At 63.3% G+C, this 21,507-nt stretch carries 15 protein-coding genes and 1 tRNA gene; 3 read left to right on the top strand and 13 right to left on the bottom strand.

From position 1 onward, the window contains the following. Nucleotide 1: 1 nt before the first annotated feature. The 11 genes from eda to FHS50_RS00860 form a co-directional block, all read right to left on the bottom strand. Complete coding sequence (gene eda, locus FHS50_RS00910; protein WP_183932475.1) at nucleotides 2–616, bottom strand: bifunctional 4-hydroxy-2-oxoglutarate aldolase/2-dehydro-3-deoxy-phosphogluconate aldolase; 615 nt, start codon at nucleotides 614–616, stop codon at nucleotides 2–4. Continuing rightward, nucleotides 613–1,578 (bottom strand): glucokinase, encoded by a 966-nt coding sequence (gene glk, locus FHS50_RS00905; RefSeq protein WP_183932474.1) that lies wholly within the window; start codon nucleotides 1,576–1,578, stop codon nucleotides 613–615. The genes eda and glk overlap by 4 nt, the downstream gene beginning before the upstream one ends. Beyond that, on the bottom strand, nucleotides 1,575–3,389 hold the full coding sequence (edd, locus tag FHS50_RS00900; protein WP_183932473.1) for a phosphogluconate dehydratase: 1,815 nt from the start codon (nucleotides 3,387–3,389) through the stop codon (nucleotides 1,575–1,577). Before edd ends, glk begins: the two co-directional genes overlap by 4 nt. Further along, on the bottom strand, nucleotides 3,390–4,091 hold the full coding sequence (gene pgl, locus FHS50_RS00895) for a 6-phosphogluconolactonase (protein ID WP_183932472.1): 702 nt from the start codon (nucleotides 4,089–4,091) through the stop codon (nucleotides 3,390–3,392). Then, complete coding sequence (zwf, locus tag FHS50_RS00890) at nucleotides 4,084–5,508, bottom strand: glucose-6-phosphate dehydrogenase (protein ID WP_183932471.1); 1,425 nt, start codon at nucleotides 5,506–5,508, stop codon at nucleotides 4,084–4,086. The genes pgl and zwf overlap by 8 nt, the downstream gene beginning before the upstream one ends. Continuing rightward, nucleotides 5,508–7,022 carry a tryptophan halogenase family protein gene (locus FHS50_RS00885; RefSeq protein ID WP_183932470.1) on the bottom strand — a complete coding sequence of 505 codons (1,515 nt, stop codon included), beginning with the start codon at nucleotides 7,020–7,022 and terminating at the stop codon, nucleotides 5,508–5,510. The genes zwf and FHS50_RS00885 overlap by 1 nt, the downstream gene beginning before the upstream one ends. Next, on the bottom strand, nucleotides 7,019–9,040 hold the full coding sequence (locus FHS50_RS00880) for a glycoside hydrolase family 97 protein (RefSeq protein ID WP_183932469.1): 2,022 nt from the start codon (nucleotides 9,038–9,040) through the stop codon (nucleotides 7,019–7,021). The genes FHS50_RS00885 and FHS50_RS00880 overlap by 4 nt, the downstream gene beginning before the upstream one ends. Before the next feature lie 5 nt (nucleotides 9,041–9,045). Further along, nucleotides 9,046–10,695, bottom strand: coding sequence for an alpha-amylase family glycosyl hydrolase (locus tag FHS50_RS00875; protein ID WP_183932468.1), 1,650 nt, complete (start codon nucleotides 10,693–10,695; stop codon nucleotides 9,046–9,048). Further along, on the bottom strand, nucleotides 10,692–12,488 hold the full coding sequence (locus FHS50_RS00870) for an alpha-amylase family glycosyl hydrolase (RefSeq protein ID WP_183932467.1): 1,797 nt from the start codon (nucleotides 12,486–12,488) through the stop codon (nucleotides 10,692–10,694). Before FHS50_RS00870 ends, FHS50_RS00875 begins: the two co-directional genes overlap by 4 nt. Continuing rightward, a complete protein-coding gene (locus FHS50_RS00865) occupies nucleotides 12,488–13,999 on the bottom strand; it encodes a tryptophan halogenase family protein (protein ID WP_183932466.1) in 1,512 nt (503 codons plus the stop codon). Before FHS50_RS00865 ends, FHS50_RS00870 begins: the two co-directional genes overlap by 1 nt. 76 nt (nucleotides 14,000–14,075) lie before the next feature. Then, complete coding sequence (locus tag FHS50_RS00860) at nucleotides 14,076–16,934, bottom strand: TonB-dependent receptor (protein ID WP_246332903.1); 2,859 nt, start codon at nucleotides 16,932–16,934, stop codon at nucleotides 14,076–14,078. Nucleotides 16,935–17,121: 187 nt separating this feature from the next. Between FHS50_RS00860 and FHS50_RS00855 the strand changes: the two genes are divergently transcribed. Both FHS50_RS00855 and FHS50_RS00850 read left to right on the top strand, forming a co-directional pair. Further along, nucleotides 17,122–18,135 (top strand): LacI family DNA-binding transcriptional regulator, encoded by a 1,014-nt coding sequence (locus FHS50_RS00855; RefSeq protein ID WP_183932465.1) that lies wholly within the window; start codon nucleotides 17,122–17,124, stop codon nucleotides 18,133–18,135. 98 nt (nucleotides 18,136–18,233) lie between these two features. After that, nucleotides 18,234–19,727, top strand: a complete 1,494-nt coding sequence (locus FHS50_RS00850) for an MFS transporter (protein ID WP_183932464.1) — start codon at nucleotides 18,234–18,236, stop codon at nucleotides 19,725–19,727. Between the two features lies 1 nt (nucleotide 19,728). Here the strand turns inward: FHS50_RS00850 and FHS50_RS00845 are convergent, their stop codons facing one another. Together FHS50_RS00845 and FHS50_RS00840 are read right to left on the bottom strand one after the other, a co-directional pair. Beyond that, nucleotides 19,729–20,481, bottom strand: a complete 753-nt coding sequence (locus tag FHS50_RS00845) for a TonB family protein (protein ID WP_183932463.1) — start codon at nucleotides 20,479–20,481, stop codon at nucleotides 19,729–19,731. 75 nt (nucleotides 20,482–20,556) lie between these two features. After that, nucleotides 20,557–20,646 (bottom strand) — tRNA-Ser (locus tag FHS50_RS00840). 147 nt (nucleotides 20,647–20,793) lie between these two features. Here FHS50_RS00840 and FHS50_RS00835 point away from each other — a divergent pair. Next, a complete protein-coding gene (locus FHS50_RS00835; protein WP_183932462.1) occupies nucleotides 20,794–21,480 on the top strand; it encodes an SDR family NAD(P)-dependent oxidoreductase in 687 nt (228 codons plus the stop codon). Nucleotides 21,481–21,507 lie beyond the last annotated feature (27 nt).

The following is a 21,507-nucleotide window of genomic DNA, read 5'->3' as shown; positions in this document are numbered from 1 at the left end:
CCTATTCGCCTTTTAAACCTGCGGCGGCGCGAGCGCGCTCGCCGATCTTCGCGAGGTCGCTATCGCCCTTGGGAAGGATCCAGCTGCCGCCCACGCACAACACCGCTTCCTCGGAAAGCCAGCTTGCCGCCGTTTCTTCGCGGATGCCGCCCGTGGGACAGAAGCGGATGTCGCCGAACGGGCCGGCCAGCGCCTTGAGCGCCGGGAGCCCGCCTGCGGCTTCCGCGGGAAAGAATTTGAAGCGGTCGAGCCCATGGTCGAGACCGCGCATGATGTCGCCCGCGCTCGCCACTCCCGGCAGGAAGGGCACGCCCTTGGCGATCGCGGCCTTGGCGAGCGGATCGGTAAGGCCCGGTGAGACGATGAACTGCGCGCCATGATCGAGCGCGGCATCGAGATGATGGGGGTTGAGAACCGTTCCCGCCCCGACGATCGCGCCCGGAACCTCGGCCATGCGTTTCATCTGGACGAGCGCATCCGGGGTGCGCAGCGTGACCTCGATTACCGGCAATCCGGCCTCGACGAGAGCCCTGGCCAGCGCCTCCGGATCGAGGCTGCCATCGAGGACGAGCACCGGAATGACCGGTGCGCTGCGCATGATCTGGTCGATCTTCATGAATGATCCTTCGCGAAAGCCACCGCCGCGCCGAGCAGGCCGGGCTGGGGATGCGTCACCAGTTTGACGGGGATCGCTTCCATCCGCCGCTCGAACCGGCCCTTGGCGATGAAGCGGTCGGAAAAGCCCGAGGAGGCAAAGAGGTGGCGAATGCGATAGCCGAGGCCGCCTGCCAGCACGACCGCATTGGCGCCATGCGCCAGCGCCAGATCGCCGGCGACCGCCCCCAGAGAAAGGAAGAAGCGGTCGAGCGCCGCCGCCGCGAGCGGATCCTCGCCCGACATGGCGAGCGCCCACAGTTCGCGGTCGTCCAGTTCGCGCACTGCCTTGCCTTCGATCGCGCCGATCGCCTCGTAAATATTGGCGAGGCCCGATCCGCAGGCGATCCGTTCAACCGAGACGCGGCGATAGCGCTTGCGCAGCCGTTCGAGCATCTTGTCCTCGAGACCGTCGAGCGGAGCGAAATCGATGTGCCCGCCTTCGGTGGCAATGACATGGGCATGGCCGCCGGTCTTGAGCAGTTGGGCCACGCCGAGCCCCGTTCCGGGGCCCACGATGCTGGTTACGCCTTCCGAAGGAAGCGGACCTTCGGGCCCGGCAATATGGTCGAAATGCTCATCCTTGAGCGCGCCGACCGCATGGGCAACCGCCGCAAAATCGTTGATCACCTTGAAACGGGTGACGCCCAGCTTTTCCTGCGCGAGCGCGGGGCGGATTACCCAGGGATTGTTGGTGAGCTTGAGAACCTCGCCGTCCACCGGTCCGGCAAAGGCGATGCTGATCGCCTGGGGAAGATCGCCGTCGATCCGTTCGCCGAATTCGCGCCAGGCGGTCTGAAAGCTGGCATGGTCGCGGGTTCCCAATGTGACGGGTTCGGACAGGCTGAGGCACTGACCATCGTTCACCTCGGCGAGGGCGAAGCGGGCGTGCGTCCCGCCGATGTCCGCGACCGCGATCCTCACAGGATGGCTTCCATGGCGGCGAGCATTCCGCTTCCGCCTCGCTCGGCCTCGTCGGCCGTCTCGCGGAACAGGGCGAACAATTCGCGCCCCGTTCCGACCGGTGGCGGCGGTGCTTGGGCGGGCGAGCGTGAGGACAGGTCGACATCGAGCGCTTCGAGCAGGCCCTCATTGCCGCACAGGCGTACCCGGTCGCCATCGCGAAGCAGCGACAAAGGACCACCCCCCTTGGCTTCGGGCGAGACATGGATCGCGGCGGGCACCTTGCCGCTCGCTCCGCTCATCCGGCCGTCGGTGACCAATGCAACGCGATGGCCCCGGTCCTGGAGGACGCCGAGCGGGGGCGTGAGCTTGTGCAATTCGGGCATTCCGTTGGCGCGCGGGCCCTGGAAGCGCACTACCACGACCACATCGCCATCAAGTTCGCCCGCTTCGAATGCCTCGACGACCTGGCGCTGGTCTTCGAAAATGCGGCACGGAGCCTCGATGGTCCAACGGTCGCTGTCGACCGCGCTGGTCTTGAAGCATCCCCGACCAAGATTGCCAGTGACCAGGCGCATTCCGCCATCGGGTTGGAAAGGGGCGCTCGCGGGACGGAGCAGACTTTCATCCCCGCTCTCGCGGACCGGCTGCCATTCGATGCCTTCGCCCGCTTCGACTGGAGTCGTTGCATAGGTCGAAAAGTCGTCATTTCCCGCGGCACAAATATTTTGGTGAAGCAAACCTTCTTCAAGCAAAGTGTGAGTGGTGAAGGCCATTCCGCCCGCATGGTGGAAGTCGTTCACGTCGCCCGATCCGTTGGGATAGACTCGCGCAATCAGGGGCACGGCATGGCTGAGTTCGGCCAGGTCATCCCAGTCGAATAGGATGCCGGCCGCGCGCGCGATGGCGGGCAAGTGGATCGCATGATTGGTCGAGCCTCCCGTGGCGAGAAGACCGACCGCGGCATTCACGATCGCCCGCTCGTCGACCACTTCGCCCAGCGGGCGGCGCTTGTCCTTGGCAAGCTCGACGAGGCGATGAACGGCTGCACGGGTAAGGTGCTGGCGCAGCTTCGTACCCGGATTGGCGAAGGCCGCACCCGGGATATGCAGGCCCATCAATTCCATCATCATCTGGTTGGAATTGGCGGTGCCGTAGAAGGTGCAGGTCCCCTGCCCGTGATAGCTGGCGCTTTCCGCCGCGAGCAGTTCCTCCTTGGTCGCCTTGCCTTCGGCATAAAGCTGGCGGACCCGCTGCTTCTCCTTGTTGGCAAGGCCCGAGGGCATGGGGCCTGCCGGGATCAGCAGCGCGGGAAGATGGCCGAAACGCAGCGCGCCGATCAGCAACCCCGGCACGATCTTGTCGCAGATGCCCAGCATGGCGATGCCTTCGAACATGCCGTGCGACAGTGCGATCGCAGTGCCCAGCGCGATCGTATCGCGCGAAAAGAGCGACAGGTCCATGCCGGGCTGGCCCTGCGTCACCCCGTCGCACATCGCCGGAACCCCGCCCGCGACCTGCGCGGTAGCCCCTGCTTCTCGTGCGAAGACCTTCATCTGCTCGGGGTAGCGGTAGTAAGGCGCGTGCGCCGAGAGCATGTCGTTGAAGGCAGTGACGATGCCGAGATTGGGGCCCGCAAAGGTGCGGATCGCCTTCTTGTCATCGCCCGCCGCGGCGAAGCCGTGGGCGAAATTGCCGCAGCTCAGCGCCTTGCGATCGATCCCGCGTTCGCCTTCCTCTTTCATCAACGAAAGATAGGCCTCGCGACCCGGCCGACTCTTCTCGATGATCCGGTCGGTGACGGCAGCGATGCGCGGATCGAGCCGTGCCATCTAGGGCGCCCAGTGGATGTCGATGGGGAATTCGGCTTCGGCCAGCACGCGTCCGATCGGCAGCTTCGACGACTGGCCGTCGGCAATCGCCTGTTCGAGCACGGCCTTCTTTTCCTCGCCGGTGATCGTGATGATGATCGTGCGCGCCGAAAGGATTGCGGCGCGGGTCAGCGACACGCGCGGAACCGGGGCTTCCTCGGGCATGGGATCGGGCATGATCCCCATCGCAAGGCGCGCCTTTGGAGCATCCATCGCATTCTCAAGGTCGGGGCCCGGGAAAAGCGACGCGGTATGACCATCAGTACCCATGCCCAGCCAGACAAGGTCGGGCGGCCATTTGAGATCCTTGAGCCGCGCATCGGCGGCATGGCCAGCCATCGTATAGTCCTCGGCCTCGATGGCGATCGGATAGACGCGCGCGCCCGTCGGCAGCATGGCCTTGGCAATGGCGCGGATGTTGGACATCTCGTCATCGACCGGCACGAGGCGATCGTCACCGGGAATAATCGTCACCCGCTTCCAGGGCAGCTTCTTTTCCGCCAGCTTCGCGTAGATGGGTGCCGGGGTCGAGCCGCCGGGAAAGGCAAGCAGGCATTCGCTCCGCGCATCCACGGCGCTTTCGACGATGAAGCCGATATCGCCTGCTACGGCATCCGCCATCTCGTCGGCATCGTCATACTCCCACCACTCGGCTTCAATCATTCCATTCCCTTCCGTCGCGCTTGGCGAATTCGCTTGATCTCTCGGGTCCCCAACTCCCGCTTTCATATGGATCGGGGGTCATTCCGGCATCCTGCCAGGCCTGGCGCAGGGCATCGATCCATTGCCACTGGGCCTCCACCTCGTCGCGGCGCACGAACAGCGTGGGGTCGCCTTCGATAAGGTCGAGCAACAGCCGCTCATAGGCGATGCGCCGCCGATAGTCAGCAAAAGCACCTTCCATCGTCACATCGAGAGGCACCTCGCGAAGCGACATGCCGCCGCGGTCCAGACCTGGGGTCTTGGCCATCAGTTTCAACCGGATATTCTCTTCGGGCTGGATCGAGATGATGAGTTCGTTGGGCTCGGTCCGCGCGCCCATCGTGCCGAAGATCGAATGGGGTACACATTTGAACTGGATCAGCACCTCGGTCTTGCGGCGCGCCATCCGCTTGCCGTGACGAAGGTAGAAAGGCACGCCCGCCCAGCGCCAATTGTCGACATGCGCCTTCAGGGCGACGAAAGTCTCGGTGTCGGACGGCTCCCCCAATTCGCCGGCATAAGCATCATATTGGCCCAGCACCAACTCGTCGCGCACCCCAACCTTCGTCATCGGACGCAGCGAACGGAGCACCTTCACCTTTTCCTCGCGCACCGCGACGGGGTCATAGTCGGCGGGCGGCTCCATCGCGACGAGCGCAAGCAGCTGGAGCATATGGTTCTGGAGCATGTCGCGCACCGCGCCCGCGCCGTCATAATAGGCCGCGCGTCCTTCGAGGCCGACGGTCTCGGCGACGGTGATCTGGACATGGTCGATATGCGCGGCATTCCACACCGGCTCGAGCAGCGAATTGGCGAAGCGGAGCGCGAGCAGGTTCTGGACGGTTTCCTTGCCCAGATAATGATCGATCCGGAAAATCCGGTCCTCGGTAAAGGCCTCGGCGACCGCGTCGTTGATCTCGCGGCTCGATGCGAGGTCGTCGCCCAACGGCTTTTCGAGCGCGAGATGGACCTTGGGGCCAGCCAGCCCGACCCGCTTCAGATTCTCGATGGTGGTCTTGAACAGCGACGGGGCGGTCGAGAGGAAGATGCTCACGCCCTTGTCGAGGTCGATCGCGTCGGCCAGCTGGTCATAACCTTCGGGCGTGGTGACATCGACCGGGATGTAGCGGACCCGCTTGGCAAAGCGGCGCGCGGTCACTTCGGAAAAAAAATCGGCGGGCAGATGTTCGCGAAGATTGCTGATCGCCAGTTCGCGAAACTCGGCATCGTCCATTTCGGTGCGCGCGGTGGCGATGACCTGGATATCGTCGGGTAGCAATCCGTCCGCCGCCAGCCCGTAAAGCGAGGGAAGCAGCATGCGCCGCGACAAATCGCCGGTCGCGCCGAACAGGAGCAGGGTCGAGGATCGCTGTGCCATCAGGCTCCTTCCGTCAACCGGGCCAGCGCGTCGGCATGTCCGGGAAAATTGGAGGCGCAGCCATCGAGAAATGCCGCGATGCGCCCCATGTCCGCGACATTGATTTCGGGACCTGCAGGCTTCAATTGCCCATCGGGCGGGAAATTACCATAGCCCGCCAGGAGGCAATGCCAGCTCACGGCATTGTAATAGCGCGCGATGCCCTGCTCCTCGATCTCGCGCAGGAGGTCGGCGCGGGTGAACCAGCAGGTGATGATCCGCTTGAGGCTCGGCGAGAGATTTTCCTGCGCGGCATTGTCGCGCCAATAATCGGTGTCGCGTCTCAACTGGGTGCGATAATGGGCGACGATATAGTCGCGAATACCCTCGTATCGCGCCGCGATGTCGGCGTTGAAGGACCGGCGGGTCTCATTGGTCAACCCGCCTTGGTCGACCGACGCGATAAATCCTTCCACCGTCGCCAGAACGATATGGAGCGCGGTGGCTTCGAGGGGTTCGAGAAAGCCTTGCGACAAGCCGATTGCCAGACAATTGGATTGCCAGCTGTCCTCGACCCGGCCGCAGCGCATCCTGAGATGGCGCGCCTCGACCTCGTCGCCCACGCCAAGCGCGGTGCGTAATTCCTTTTCGGCATCGTCGGGGTCGCAATAGCGCGAGGAATAGACATAGCCGTTGCCGGTGCGGTGCGTCAGCGGGATCGACCATCGCCAACCCGACTTCATCGCGATGGCGCGGGTCGCGCATTCGGGACCGTCATCGGCGACCGGCGTGGGCAGGACCACCGCGCGATCGTTGAAGAGATTGTCGCCAAAGGAGCGATAGCGCCCGCCCAGTGCCTCCTCGATGATCATCGCGCGAAAGCCCGATGCGTCGATGTAGAAGTCGCTTTCGAACCGTTCGCCATCCTCGCCGACGAGCGCGCTGACTTTCCCCTCGGCATCGACCTCGACGCCCTGGATCAACCGGTCGACCCATTCTACTCCGCGATCGACGGCGACGCCCTTGAGGAACTGTCCGACCAGATGGGCATCGAAATGATAGCCATAGGTGATTTCGAACGGGAAATTGGGCGGGTTGAGCGGAGCCAGCCGCCGCTCGGCAAGGAGGCCGGGAAACAGGAAGGCATCGGGATGCGCTTCGACCTGGAAGCCGTGTCGACGCTGCCGCGCGGCGCGAAAGAATTGCGGCGCGCTATGCCCGTCGAGCGCGGTCGGAAAAGGGTGGAAATAGCGTTCGAACCCGGCGCGCTCCGACCAGCCTTCGAAGCCAATGCCCACCTTGTAGGTGGCATTGCAGCGCGGCATCCATTCGGCTTCGTCGATCCCGATTCGGTCGAAAAAGGCCTTGAGCTGGGGCGTCGAACCTTCGCCCACCCCGATGATGCCGACCTGGCTGCTTTCGATCAGCCGGATCTTCGTGCCTTGGTTGCCCCAGGCATGGTGAAGAAGGCAGGCCGCCATCCAGCCTGCCGTGCCTCCGCCAAGAATGGTGATGGAAGCGGGCCGGGCGGTCACCGCGCGATGAACCGCACCGCAAAACCGCCCCCGGGGGCCATCGTCAGTTCGAGCATTTCCTCGGCCGTCACGTCACGCTCCTCGATCAGGATGTCGAACCGCCCCGCGCCTTCATAATGGGCATCAGGGCCGTCGCGGTAGATCTGCGCTCTATAGTTGCGGCCCTTGTCGAGGAAATCCAGCGCGACTTTCACGTCGCACCCCTTCTCGTCCACCGCTCCGCCGAGATACCAGTCGTCGCTGTTCCGATCCTTGCGGGCGGTGACGACGTGCTGGCCGACCTCGGCTTCGAGAATGCGGCTTTCCTCCCAATCGGTGGGCACGTCGCGGATGAAGCGAAAGGCCTCGGGATGCTCGGCATAATGTTCGGGCAGGTCGGCGACCATCTGGATGGGCGAGTAGATGATCACATATTCGGCCAGAGCGCGGGCCTGCGTCATCTGGAGGGGCTGTCCGCGTCCTTCGAGACTGAGAATGCCCGGCGTATAGTCCATCGGACCCGACAGCATGCGCGTGAACACCATGGTCGGGACATGATCGGGACCATTGGGGGGAACGCCCCAGGCGTTGAATTCCATGCCCCGCGCGCCCTCGCGCGATACCCAGTTGGGATAGGTGCGACGAAGGCCCGTCGCCTTGACGGGTTCATGCGGGTTGATCGCGATCTGCCGCTTGGCGGCCTCGGTAATCACCTTGAGGTGATGGCGCTGCATCACCTGGCTTTCGGTGCATTCGCGGGTCTCGCTGCCATCGGCATGGACATAGCGAAGATTGCAGGCATCGGTGACATAGCCGGTCTTGATCGTCTTCACGCCGCGCTCGGCCATGAGGTCGAGAGCCTCCCCGAGCTGCGCTTCATAATTGCCGACATCGCCCGACGTCTCGTGATGCCCAACGATCGCCACGCCCTTTTCGGCGGCATAGCGGGCCACCTCGGCAAAATCATAGTCGGGATAGGCGCGGGTAAAATCGAACATCGAACCGTTGAAGAACCAGTTGCCGTCCCAGCCAAGGTTCCAGCCCTCGACCAGCACGCCCGCAAAACCGTTATCGGCGGCGAAGTCGATATAGCGCTTCGCATTGGCCGTGGTGGCACCGTGCTTCGGCCCGGAACCCCAGCTTTCCTCGTCAAGATGGAGCGACCACCAGATGCCGACATATTTGTGCGGCGTGAACCAGCTGACATCGCCGAGCTTGTTGGGCTCGTTGAGATTGAGGTCGATATCGCTCATCGCCAGACCCGCGGCATTGTCGCTGATGCGGACCGTGCGCCACGGGGTGGCGAAAGGCGTGTCGCGCACGGCGCGCGAGGCGCTGCTACCCGTCGGAGCGAGCGTCGCCCGGAAATTAGTGCCGGTCGTCCGCTTCACCCACATGCCCGCGAAATCAACCAGCGCGGCTTCGTGGATCGCGAGGTGCGTGCCATTGTCGAGCCGGAAGGTGAGCGGGCTGTGCGCCATCGACACCGCCGATGCGGGCGTTTCCTCGTAAAGATATTCGTAGCGGTTCCACTCGCCCGCCGGGATCCACCAGGCGGTGCCGTCTTCGGCAAGATTGAACTCGGTCAGTTCATCGGCGATCCGCACGGTCTTGCCCATGCTTTCGTCGTCGAAAAGATAGCGAAAGCCCAGCCCGTCATCGAACAGGCGGAAGGTCACCCCGAACCGGCGCTTCTCGTCGCTATCCTCCTCGAAACGGACCGTCAGTTCGTGGTGGCGATCCATGACGAAGCGCCGCTCGCCCCATGGCTGCTCCCAGCGCGTATCGCGCGATGCGCGCTCGGCGCCGACGAGCTTGAGGCGCCGTTCGAGCTTGTCCTGGTCGGTCAGGAGAAAGCCGAGGCGGCTTTCACGAAGGACTGGCTGCCCATCGCGGTCGATGCGGTAGAAGGGACGCCCTTCGCCGTTGACGTCGACCGTCAGGACCATGCGGCCGTCGGGCGATTGCAGCCGCTCCTCGGCCATCGCGGGAAAAGCCATCAAAGCGGCGACAAGAACAAGCCACAGGCGTCTGATCATCAATTTCACTCCGGCAGGCGGGCCACCAGCGCGGCAAAGGGGCCCAGCCCGTCGTCGCGAATGGTCCCGCAGGAACTGAGAATTTCGGCGCCCTCGGGCAGCGTGAAAGCCACGTCGTCCTCGCCGATATTGAAGGCGCAAAGCAGGCTTTCATGCTCGCCGCGACGCTGGAACGTAAGAAGCGCGTCGCCGGCCTCGCACTCGGCCAGGTCACCTACCAACAGGGCCTCATGTTCCTTGCGAAGCGCGATCACCCGGCGCGTCCATTCAAGCAGCGAACCTTCGCGCCCCTCCTGCTCGCTGACCGCCATCGCAGGATGATCGGGACCGAGGGGCAGCCATGGTTCGGCCTTCGAGAAACCGGCATGGGGCGAACCCTTTTCCCAGGGCATGGGGGTTCGCACGCCATCACGCGAAAGAGTGGCGGGCCAGTTGGCGATCGCCTCGGGGTCGCGCAATTTCTCATAGGGAATGTCGACCTGGGTAAGGCCCAATTCCTCGCCCTGGTAGAGGATTGCGTTGCCGCGAAGGCACATGAACAGGAGCATCTTCAACCGATTGAAGGCATCGGCATTTTCGGGCGTGGTCCAACGCGACACCGCGCGCGGCGCGTCATGGTTTTCGAAGGCCCATGTCGGCCAGCCCTCGCCTTCCCCTCCCGGCCATCGCGCCAGCGCGTCGCACACCACCCTGGGGGTGAGTTGCTTGGCGTAGAGAAATTCGAAGCCATAACTGCTGTTCAGCCGGTCGCCGTCCTGCGTGCATTTCTTCTGGAAGGCCTCGGTGCCCGAGCCGCCGACTTCGGCGACCGAGAAGATGGCGCCATATTCGTCCATCAGCGTGCGTAGCCGCTTGACGAAGGTGAAGGTGCCGGGGCCAGCCTGATTGTAGACATTGTCCTGGAAATCATGGCTGCGCGCGCGGGGCTTGCCCGGATCGCTCGCCGGGGGATTGTCGCGCAGTTCGGCGTCATGGAACATGTGCAGCACCGCGTCGATGCGGAAACCGTCCGCTCCGCGATCGAGCCAGAAGCGAGCGACGTCGAGCAATTCGTCCTGCACCTTCGGATTGTGAAGGTTGAGGTCGGGCTGCTGCTTCAGGAAATTGTGGAAATAATATTGCCCCCGCCGCGCATCCCAGGTCCAGGCGGGCCCGCCGAAGATCGACTGCCAATTGTTGGGCGGCGTGCCGTCGGGGCGGGGATCGGCCCAGACATAATAGTCCGCCTTCTCATTGTCGCGGCTCGACCGGCTTTCGATGAACCAGCGATGCTGGTCCGAACTGTGCGAATAGACCTGGTCGATGATGACCTTGAGCCCCAGTTCATGCGCCTTGGCGACCAACGCGTCGAAATCCTCGAGCGTCCCGAAAATGGGATCGACATTGCGGAACTCGGCAACGTCATAACCGAAATCGAGCATCGGCGAGGTAAAGAAAGGCGAGATCCAGATCGCATCGGCGCCCAGCGCCGCGACATGGTCGAGCCGCTCGGTAATGCCTGGCAGGTCGCCGATCCCATCATCGTTGGAATCGGCAAAACTGCGCGGATAGATCTGGTAGATCACCGCGCCTTTCCACCAGGGATCGCGCGTGCGGGCTTCTTCGGCAGCGCTCTCTTCGCGGCCCTTCACCTTGATCAGTTTCGACAAGCTCATCGCGCGGCGCACACCGCATAGGCAAAGGGCGCGAGCGCATAGGAAAGGCTCCCGGGCGCGGAAACCTCTGGGCTGCACTGACCCGCCAGCGTCGTGAATTCCGTGGATGCGGTCGAGACGAGCACCTGTCCGCTGATCGGCTGGTCCGAAGTGTTGAACAGGAGCAGAGTTTCCTTGCCACTGTCGGGGTCGAAACGCGAAGCGGCGAACAGGCCGGGTTCTTCCTCATAGGCGCGGGTGACCTGCCGCCCGCGGCGAAGCGCCGCATTGTCGGCGCGCATCGCGGCCAGCATCGCGATTTCCTGGTAGAGCGGGTGGCTCTGGTCGAAATTGGCCTCGGCGGTGGTGGCATCGGTGCCGAGCAGCATATTGTCGTTATAAACATCGACCTTGCTCGGGAACATGTCCTCGCGGGCCAACTGGTCGCCGCCATCGCCGACGAACCCTTGCTCGCTGCCCGAATAGATGACCGGCGAGCCGCGCAGCGTCATGAGCATCGCATGGGCGAGCGTCACGCGGGCCAGCGCTTCCGAAGGATCTTCATCCGGCCGCTTGGCGCGGACGAAATGGGCGAAGCGTCCCATGTCATGATTGCCAAGGAAGGTCGGCAGGCTGAGCGCGGTTTCCTCGCCCCCTTCGTAGAGGACATCGCCCGCGAACAGATTGGCAAGCACATGGGTGCCCTTGCCTTCGACCACCGTTTCGCGGACCGCCATCTGGAAAGCGAAGTCGAGAACCGACGGCAGCCGGTCGCGGCGCGTATATTGGGCGATATATCCATTGTTCGAATCGTCGCGGAAAATCTCGCCGAACATGTGGAAGTGGGGAATGCCGGCCGCGTCCGCGCGGGCCTTCATCGCGGGAATGAACTGCTGCCAGAATTCGGGGTTCACATGGCGTGCGGTGTCTATGCGGAAGCCGTCGATCCCGAACCGCTCGATCCAGTCGCCATAGATTTCGATCATTCCGCCCACGACGAGGGGATGTTCGGTGAAGAGATCGTCGAGCCCGACGAAATCGCCATAAAGGCTGTCTTCGCCGAAAAAGCGCGTGTCGCCGCGATTGTGATAATAGATGGGGTCATTGAGCCAGGCCGGCTTCTTCACATACTTCTCGGCCTCGGGGACATGCACTTCATAGGCATAGTTGGGATCGGTCAGCCGAGCGAAATTCTCGAGCGTTTGCACCTCGTCACCGGCAAAGCCCTCGTTGATCGGCTCGCCGTTCACGCCGCCGCGCGTCGAATAAGGATAATCGGCCTTCGAACGATAGCTATAGTCGCCATCCTTATAGCGGATGACGTCGGCGGTATGGTTGGTGATGATGTCCATATAGACCTTCATCCCGCGCGCATGGGCGGCATCGACGAAGGCCTTGAATTCGTCATTGGTCCCGAAATGGGGATCGACGCTGGTGAAATCGGTCACCCAATAGCCATGATAGCCCGCGCTCTCGTCGCCCGCGGGGCCCTGGACGGGCTTGTTCTTGAAGATCGGCGCGAACCAGATGGCGGTGATGCCCATTGCCTCGAGATAGTCGAGCTTGCCGGTAAGGCCCGCCAGGTCGCCGCCATGGTAGAAGCCCTTGTGCGTGGGATCATAGCCATGGGCGAGCCGGTCTCCCTTGATCCCGCCGCGGTCGTTGGTGGGATCGCCATTGTCGAACCGGTCGGGCAGAACGAAATAGACGACCTCGTCCGAGGCGGGGCGCGCGCGATAGTCCTGCGCGTCCTGGGCCATGGCCGGAATGGCCGCCAGGCTGGCGGCGGCGGCGAACAGGGACCATTTCTTCATCACGCACTCTCCTTGGCGGGGGAAATCTTTTCGAGATATTCGGCATGGCCGGGCAGTTTGCCCGCCCGCGCTGCATAGGCATCGGCGATAATGTCGAGCAGCTTTTGCAGTTCGGCCTCGTCGATCGGTTCGACCGTGGGATGCCAACTCCTGGGCATCACGCCCTGGCCGAGGAAAAGCTGCTGCCAGCCTTCCTCGGTGAACAATTCCTCGCCCTCGCGGTGGATCGTGCCCGATTCCTCGAATAGGGCGCGCTTTTCGCTGAGAGTATCGGGCACCGCCATCGCGCGGCAGGCGTCCCAGAAGGACTCACCCTCGCGCCGGTTGAACTTGTAATGCCCGATCAGGAAATCGCGGATGCGCTCCCATTCGAAGCGAGTGAGCGAATTGAACTTGTCGCGCCGCAGGCGATAATCGCCCCGGTCGGGGAAGAAGCGCAGCAGCCGTTCGATGCCCGACTGGATCAAATGGATGCTGGTCGATTCCAGTGGCTCCATGAAACCTGCCGAAAGGCCCAGCGCGACGACATTATGCGACCAGGCCGCCTCGCGCCGCCCGGTAGTGAAGCGGATGAGCCGGGGTTCGGCCTGCGGCTGGCCTTCGAGATTGGCGAGGAGAATGTCACGCGCTTCCTCTTCGGCGATAAAGCGCGAACAGAAGACATGGCCGTTGCCCGTGCGATGCTGGAGGGGGATCCGCCATTGCCACCCCGCTCGGTGCGCGATCGACTGGGTATAGGGCCGGAAGGGACCGGCGCGTTCGCTCGGCACCGCCCACGCCCGGTCGCACGGCAGCCAATGGGACCAGTCCTCGTAGCCCACGCCCAGCGTATCGCCGATCAGCAGTGCGCGAAAACCGGTGCAATCGATAAAGAGATCGCCCTCGATGCGCTCGCCATTGTCGAGCAGGATCGCTTGGACATCGCCCGTCTCGCCATCGCGATCGACGGTCTCGATGCGCCCTTCGGTGCGCTGTGCGCCGCCCTGCTCGGCAAGGCCGCGCAGCATCCTGGCGTAAAGCGCGGCGTCGAAATGATAGGCATGGACGAGATGGGGGATGGCGCCGCCGCCTGCTTGGGGATGATAGCGCAGCGCGCGGGCCGCGACCTCGTTGAAACTATAGGCGCCGAAGGGACGCGCCATGCCGAGCGCTTCGCCGCGACGCCATGCATGACGGAACGGAGCGACCCCGATCGCTCGGCCCGCGGTGCCGAAGGCGTGCATATAGGCCTCATCGGGGCGGTCCCAGCCAAGGAATTCGATGCCCAGCTTGATCGACCCGTTGGTGGCCTGGAGGAACTGGGCCTCATCGAGTTCGAAAAGCCGGTTGAGATGGCGGATCTGCGGGATGGTGGCCTCGCCCACCCCGACGGTGCCGATCCCTTCGGATTCGACGAGACGGATCGAAACCGCCCGGCCCATCACCTTGATCAGGGTCGCGGCGGCCATCCAGCCTGCCGTCCCCCCGCCGGCGATGACGACCCGGATCGGTCCTTCTGTCTCCTCGGTCATAATAGCCATCCAAAGAAAAGGGCCGCCCCCGCCCCCTGCCCGTCAGGACAGGAAGCAGGCGCGGCCCGAATTCCAATCAGAACTTGTAGGTGAAGCCCGCAAGGAAGCGACGACCATAGATCTGATAGTCGATAACCGACAGCGGGTTCGACGTGTCTGCCACCGAGGCGAAACGCTCGTCGGTGAGGTTCTGGCCCTGGAGATAGAGCGAGAGACCTTCGAGCGTGGAACCCGGCTGGAATTCATAGCCGATCTGCGCATCGACGATGGTTTCCTCGAGTGCCTGGCGGCGCGTCGGCGAACCGCCAAAGCCGGTGAAGTCACCGAGGAAGGTCGTGCGATGGCGCACGCTGCCACGCGCGTTGAAGCCCCACCGTTCGAAGTAAGCGGTGCCGTTGGCGACCCATTTCGAATAGCCAGGAATCGCTTCGCTGACGCCGTCGGCGCGCTTCACTTCGGATTCCACGACACTCACGCCGCCCGTCACGCCGAAGCCTTCAAGAGCGGGCGAGAAGATTTCGAAGGGCAAGGTGCCTGCCGCTTCGATGCCGTAGAGTTCGCCCGAACCGGTGTTGTTCTTGGTGAACAGAACGCCCGTCAGACTGACCGGCTGGACCCCGGCGGGAAGCGGGAAGCCCGAATAGTCGAAGTCGGTGACCACATCATCGGAGATGTAGTTGGCGATGTCCTTGTAGAAGGCCTGCAAGGCGACATAGCCCGACGATCCGAAATATTTCTCGAAGGTCAGATCGACCGAATTGGCTTCATAGGGGCGAAGCTGCGGATTGCCACCGCCGCCTTCGAGATAGGGTCCGCCGAACTGTTCGACGAACTGGCCGGTCGTGCTCACGCCATAGCCGATCGCCACCCGGAGATCGTCAAGGCGGGGACGCATGATCTCCTTGCGGGCCGAGAAACGGATGACATAGTCACCCGGCAGGCGCGCCGCGAGATTGAGGCTCGGCAGAAGGTGAGCATAATCGTCTCCTGCCTCGACATCGACCTGGGTCCCGTTGAGGAAAGCGATGCCGCTCGAGGCCTGGTCGGTCCAGACCATCTGGACACCGAGGTTGCCCGTCAGGTCCACCGCGCCCAGTTCGCCATCGATATCGGCCTGGATATAGGCGCTGACGATGTCTTCGGTGACGGTAAAGGCCTTGGCCGGGATGTCGTTCGACAAGTTGGGCTCGAGCACGAGAACGCCGTCACGGATGAGCTCGCGCGGGTCGTAGCTCACCATCGGACCGAGGCCGAGATAGGCAAGGTTCGTCGGCGACTGCAGATATTGCTGGGGAATGTCGACTTCGCGGATGTAATTGCCCATGCCGTCGAGGCCCAGCGTGACGAAGAACTCGTCGGGCACCAGCGACTTGTCACGGTCGGTATAGGCTACGCCCGCTTTCAGTCCGCCGAAGAAGTCATGATCGAATTCCTTGGCGAGCTCGGCACGATACTGCTTGAGCTCGTCCTCGACGATGCGGTTGTTGTAATAGCCCGCTTGCGTACGGGTACCCCCGCCCCAGCCGAGCGGATCGGTCAGCCGTATGATGCTGGGGTCTGAATAGTCGAGCGTCGGCGAGAAGAAGAGGCCGGTTTCCGACAGGGTGAAGCCCATCGTGTCGGTGAGGTCGCCTGCCGCGAAATCATCGTCCGAGCTGAAGGGGCTGTCCCAGTTGAAGCCGGTACCCGAATAGCTTTCGATCGACAGCTCTTCACGGTCGGTGCGTGAATAGCCGAAATCGACGAATGCCGACCAGCCGTTGCCCGGATCCCAGTTGATGTTGAGACCGCCCGAATAAAGGTCGGCCTTGCGGCTGAAGATGTCGTTACGAACGACGCCCTGGACATTTTCGAGCGTGCCCGAGGTGTAGAAGCCATCGGTGATCCCGTAGGTCGAAGGATCGCCGGTAGTCCCGAACCAGCCCGCGATTGGCAGTTCGATGCCGCGCTTGATCTGGTCGTCGTCGAAGTTCGAATAGAAACCGTCGAGCGTGACCATGATGTCATCGCTGGCTTCGACCTGGATGGTGCTGTTGACGCCGAGACGCTTCAGGCCCGTCGAGGTCACGAAGCTCTTCGAACCGCCCGGGATGAGAGTATCGCCGCCGCGCGGATCGTCCGGGAAGAAGAAAGCGCTGGAGATCGGCTGATAGCCCCAGGCGTTGAATTCCTGGTTGTGATAGGGCTCGTCGACATAAGCGACCGCAAGGCTCACGCCCACGCGGTCGTCAGCGAACTGATCGATGAAGGTCGCATTGGCGCGCCAACCCAGTTCTTCCGAACCCGAATTGAGCTTGCCGATGTCGGCATAGCTGCCGCGCGCGCCGATGGCGAAGACCTGCTTGCCGAAGTCGAGCGGGCGGACGGTGCGGATGTCGACGGTGCCGACAAGGCCCTGGCCGATGAGGTCCGCCGAGGGCGCCTTGTAGATCACCACCTGGTTGACGATTTCGGAAGGATATTGGTCGAACTCGACGCCGCGATTGTCGCCGGTCGAGGTCTGCTCGCGGCCATTGAGAAGCGTGGTGGAGAAATCGGGGCCGAAGCCGCGGATCGCGATGACGTTCGAACGGCCGTTGAGACGCTGCGAAGTCACGCCCGGCAGGCGGGCGATCGATTCACCGATCGAGGCGTCGGGCAGCTTGCCGATGTCTTCCGCCGAGATCGATTCGATGACGAGATCCTGGTCCTTCTTGGTGCCGACCGCGCTTTCGAGGCTGGCGCGGAAGCCGGAAATGATGATCGCCCGATCGGCTTCATTCTGGCCCGGGTCGTTGGCATCGACATTGGGATTGGCTTCTTCGCCACTATCGTCCTGCACGTCCTGCGTGTCCTGGGCGAATGCGGGCGCGGCTCCGGCAGCAGCCAGCACGAGGCCCATTGCGACAGCGCTCGACGTGGCCGTCATGCGCGTCATCAAACCGGTTCTTTTCATGATGTCCCCTCCTAAAGGCATTTCGCGCCCGAATTTTCCCCCGGGCTGCGAATTGCGCATCACCTTGCGCCAAGCGAGGGGCAAAGTCAGCATTCCGGCCCCGCTATACATACGTATTCAAAGGCCTTAGACAGTTTTAGCGATGCCACCGTGGCATCATTGCAATGACTGGAATGCAACGCTTTTCATGACGCAACGGCGGCCCACCAGCTTCGACATCGCAGCGCTCGCGGGGGTTTCACAGCCCACGGTGTCGCGCGCGTTGTCGGGTAACGCCGCGGTCTCCGAAGAAACCCGTGCCAAGGTGCTCGCGGCGGCAAAGGAGCTCAATTACACGGTGGATCGCAATGCCTCGGGGCTGCGCAAGGGCCAGTCACGCACCATCGCGCTTCTCTTTTTCGAGGATCCCACTCCCGACGACACGCTGATCAACCCTTTCTACCTCTCGATGGTCGGCGCGATTACCCGCGCCTGCGCGACGGCGGGCTACGACCTCCTCATCAGCTTCCAGCAGCTCTCGGCCGACTGGCATGTCGATTATGAAGACAGCCGCAAGGCCGACGGGATCATCCTGTTGGGCTATGGCAATTATCTCAAAGCCAAGCCGAGGCTCGAACAACTGGTCAGCCAGGGCACCCATTTCGTCCGCTGGGGCGCGGCGCGCAAAGGGCAGATCGGCACCACCGTCGGATCCGACAATGTCGAGGGTGGATATCTGGCGGGAAGGCATCTCGTCGAGCGGGGTCGGCGAAAGATCGCCTTCATCGGCACCGCCGATGCGACATCCCCCGAAATGCTCGAACGATTCCAGGGCCTCACGCGCGCCCTGGAGGAAGATGGCCTGCGGCCGGTGATGCGGATCGATGCCAGCCCCACCGAGGAAGCGGGCGATGCGGCCGCGCGGACCCTGCTGGAATCGGGCACCGATTTCGATGCGATCTTCGCTTCCTCCGACCTTGCCGCGATCGGGGCGATGCGGCGGCTGAAGAAGGAAGGCCGGACGATCCCCGACGATGTGGCGATCGTGGGCTTCGACGATATTGCCGCGGCGCGCTTCGCCGACCCCTCGTTGACCTCGATTTCGCAGGACACCCGTCGAGCCGCCGAAACGCTGGTCGATACCCTGCTCGCCACCATCGAGGATCGCCCCTCGGGAAGCGTGCTCCTCCCGGTCGAGCTGATCGCCCGCCGCTCCAGCTGATCAATGGCGCACGCCGCTGGCTGCATACCTATGCAGATTGTCAAGGCGGCGAAGCTCTGCCAGCGTCGGTCATCCAGGAGAGACCGGGGGATTTATTCATGGAAAAACCGCGCCAGAATTGGGCCGGGCTGTTCAATATCAGCTTCGGATTCTTCGGGATCCAGATCGGTTTCGCGCTGCAGAACGCCAATATGAGCCGGATTTTCCAGACCTTGGGATCCTCGCTCGACGATCTTCCCGCCCTGTGGGTCGCGGCGCCGCTGACCGGCCTCCTCGTCCAGCCCGTCATCGGCTTCATGTCCGACCGTACCTGGCTCGGCAAATTGGGTCGCAGGCGACCCTATTTCCTCGCGGGCGCGGTGCTGGCGGCGCTGTCGCTCTTCCTGATGCCCCTGTCCGATTTCCTGTTGATGGCGGCGATCCTGCTCTGGGTGCTCGATGCCAGCCTCAATATCTCGATGGAGCCGTTCCGCGCTTTCGTCGGCGACATGTTGCGCAAGGACCAGCATACCGCGGGTTATGCCGTGCAGACCGCCTTCATCGGGGTGGGCGCGGTGGTGGGCTCGGCCTTCCCCTGGCTGCTCGATTACTGGGGCGTGTCGAACGTCGCGGCCGATGGCGGCATCCCCGACACGGTCCGCTACAGCTTCTGGTTCGGCGCCGCCGCACTCTTCCTTGCGGTAATGTGGACGATTGTCTCGACCCGCGAATATGACCCCGAACAGATGCGGGCCTTTGCCGGCGACAGCGAAGATGCGGTGCCGACCGGCCAGACGATCCGGGCACTGGCCACGCGCAATTACAATGGCGCGATGATGTGGGTGCTGGCGGGCGCGATCGTCGCGGCGTCGGTCGACTATCTCGACCTGCAAAAGGAAGTCTATCTTCTCGGTGCGCTGCTTGCCGCTTATGGCCTTGCCTCGATGCTGGCGATCCGGCTCGCAAAAGGCGGGTCATCCTCCAATATGCTCAGCCAGATCGTCGGGGATTTCTCGGGCATGCCCGACATCATGAAGAAGCTCGCGCTCGCGCAATTCTTCTCCTGGTCGGCGCTGTTCATCATGTGGATCAACACCACGCCGGTGGTCGCGATCAATTTCTACGGATCGGGCGACCCGTCGAGCGCCGCCTATCAGGAAGCGGGCAATTGGGTCGGCATCCTCTTTGCCGTCTATAATGGCGTCGCCGCGATCGCCGCCTTGCTGCTGCTGCCTTTCGTGGCGCGGCGGATCGGCAAGGTGAAGACCCACATCCTCGGGCTGCTGTGCGGTGCCGCGGGCTATGCCAGCTTCTTTGTCATCACCGATCCGCAGATGCTGGTGCTGGCCGAAATCGGGATCGGCATTGCCTGGGCCTCGATCCTCGCCATGCCCTATGCGATCCTCGCCTCGAACCTGCCGCAGCGAAAGCTCGGCATCTACATGGGACTGTTCAACGTCTTTATCGTGGTGCCGCAATTGCTCGTCGCGACGGTGATGGGGACGATCATGGCATTCTTCTTCCCGGAACAGCCGATCTACACCATGGCCTTTGCTGCGCTGGTGATGGTCATTGCCGCGCTGGCGATGCTGCGGGTGCGCGAAGAGTCCTGAGCTACCGTTCCTCGAACCAGACCCGGCGCGCGCGACCGACGATCGAAATCGGCTCGCCGCGCCCGTTGGTCGCGGGCCGGTAGCGATAACGTTCTTCCATCAGGCGGCAGGTGTCGCGGTCGAGGATGGCATTGCCGCTCGACTTGACCGCGCGGCAATAGCGCACGCGGCCGTCCACCCCGATGGTGAATTCGAGGATCATCTCGCCGCGCACCAGCGGTTGGTCGCGAAGCTCCTTGGGATAATCCTTGCGCGTGATGTTGCCCGCGATCAGCACCGGCGGGTTGATCCCGCCTCCGCCCTTTCCGGTTCCCGCTTCGCCCGCTCCGGTTCCGGGTCCCACGCCCCCGGCCCCGGCGCCGGGGCCGACATTGGTCGAGGCGCCTTGCGTCGCGTCATTGCCCGCGCCGGCATCCTCCGCCGCCGGGCGTGGGTTGACCGGCGGCAGCTTCACCTTGGGTTTGGGCGCCTCGACGGGCTTGGCCTCGCTCTCGATATTCTCCGCCGACGCCATGCCTTCGTCGCGCGGCAGCGACACCGAGGCATCCTCGCTTTCCTCGACTACCGCCATGGGCGGTTCGACAATGGCGACATCGAAAGTCTCGAGCGGTTCATCGTCGAAGGGCGCGGCCACCACTTCGCCGCGAATCAGAAGCGCCGCCGCAAGCGCTGCGGCGTGAAGGAGAATGACAAGCGCCAGCGTCCCGATGCGGGTGCGCCCCTCGATGGTGTCGCGATAAGCCATGCCTGCCATGAACGCCGCAGCCCCGACTTTGGGTTCCGCGACCCGACAGGGCGGCAAGGACAGGCCGTCAGCAGAAGAGGCGAATGGCGGAGAGGGTGGGATTCGAACCCACGGTACCCGTAAAGGCACGCCGCATTTCGAGTGCGGTACATTCGACCACTCTGCCACCTCTCCGCGTGATTCGACGGTGGTTTGCACCCCTTTTCGGGCGTGCTTGGTCGTTAGGATTGGCGCCTCTAGCAAGGAGCGGCGCCCTTGCAAAGAGGCTTTTCCATCCTCTCCTTTTGGCCCCCAAGCCATGGCCCGCGCGTTGCTTCCCACATGCGCACATTTTCCAAGGCGATTGTCATCGGTTCGACAGGCGGGATCGGCCATGCCCTGGCCGAAAGAATCTCCTCGCTCGGCGGCGAGGCCCTGAGGCTCTCGCGCGGGTCAAACCCTGCCATCGACTATGACCGCCCCGAAACCATCGCTGCGGCGGCCGAGGAAGTGAAATCGTCCGCGCCTTACGACCTGGTCATCGTGGCGACGGGTATCCTCCATAGCGAGGAGTATAGCCCCGAAAAAAACTGGAAGGCGCTCGAAGCCCCTGCCCTCGATCGCTATTTCCGGATCAATGCGACCGGCCCCGCGCTCGTGGCGCGTCATTTCCTGCCACTCCTCTCCAGGGGCGGCATCTTCGCGGCGCTATCGGCTAGAGTGGGCTCGATCGGGGATAACCGCCTCGGGGGTTGGTATGGCTATCGGGCCTCGAAGGCCGCGCTCAACCAGATCGTCCGCACGCTCGCGATCGAGGAAGCGCGCAAGAGCGAGGGAAAGCTCGTCGTCGCGCTCCATCCCGGCACGGTGGATACGCCCTTATCCTCCCCCTTCCAGCGCAATGTCGCCGAGAAAAAGCTGTTCGACCCGGACAAGAGCGCGGCCCGGCTGATCGACGTGCTATCGCGTATGACGCCCGAACAAAGCGGTGCGCAGCTGGACTGGGCGGGCAAGGTCGTCATCCCCTGATACAATTTGCGACAATTGCGCAGCACG

The organism is Sphingomicrobium lutaoense, assembly GCF_014195685.1.
GTDB classification, from domain to species: domain Bacteria; phylum Pseudomonadota; class Alphaproteobacteria; order Sphingomonadales; family Sphingomonadaceae; genus Sphingomicrobium; species Sphingomicrobium lutaoense.
The sequence above is the reverse complement of the archived record's forward strand: the minus strand, read 5'-3'. Positions and strand labels throughout refer to the sequence as shown.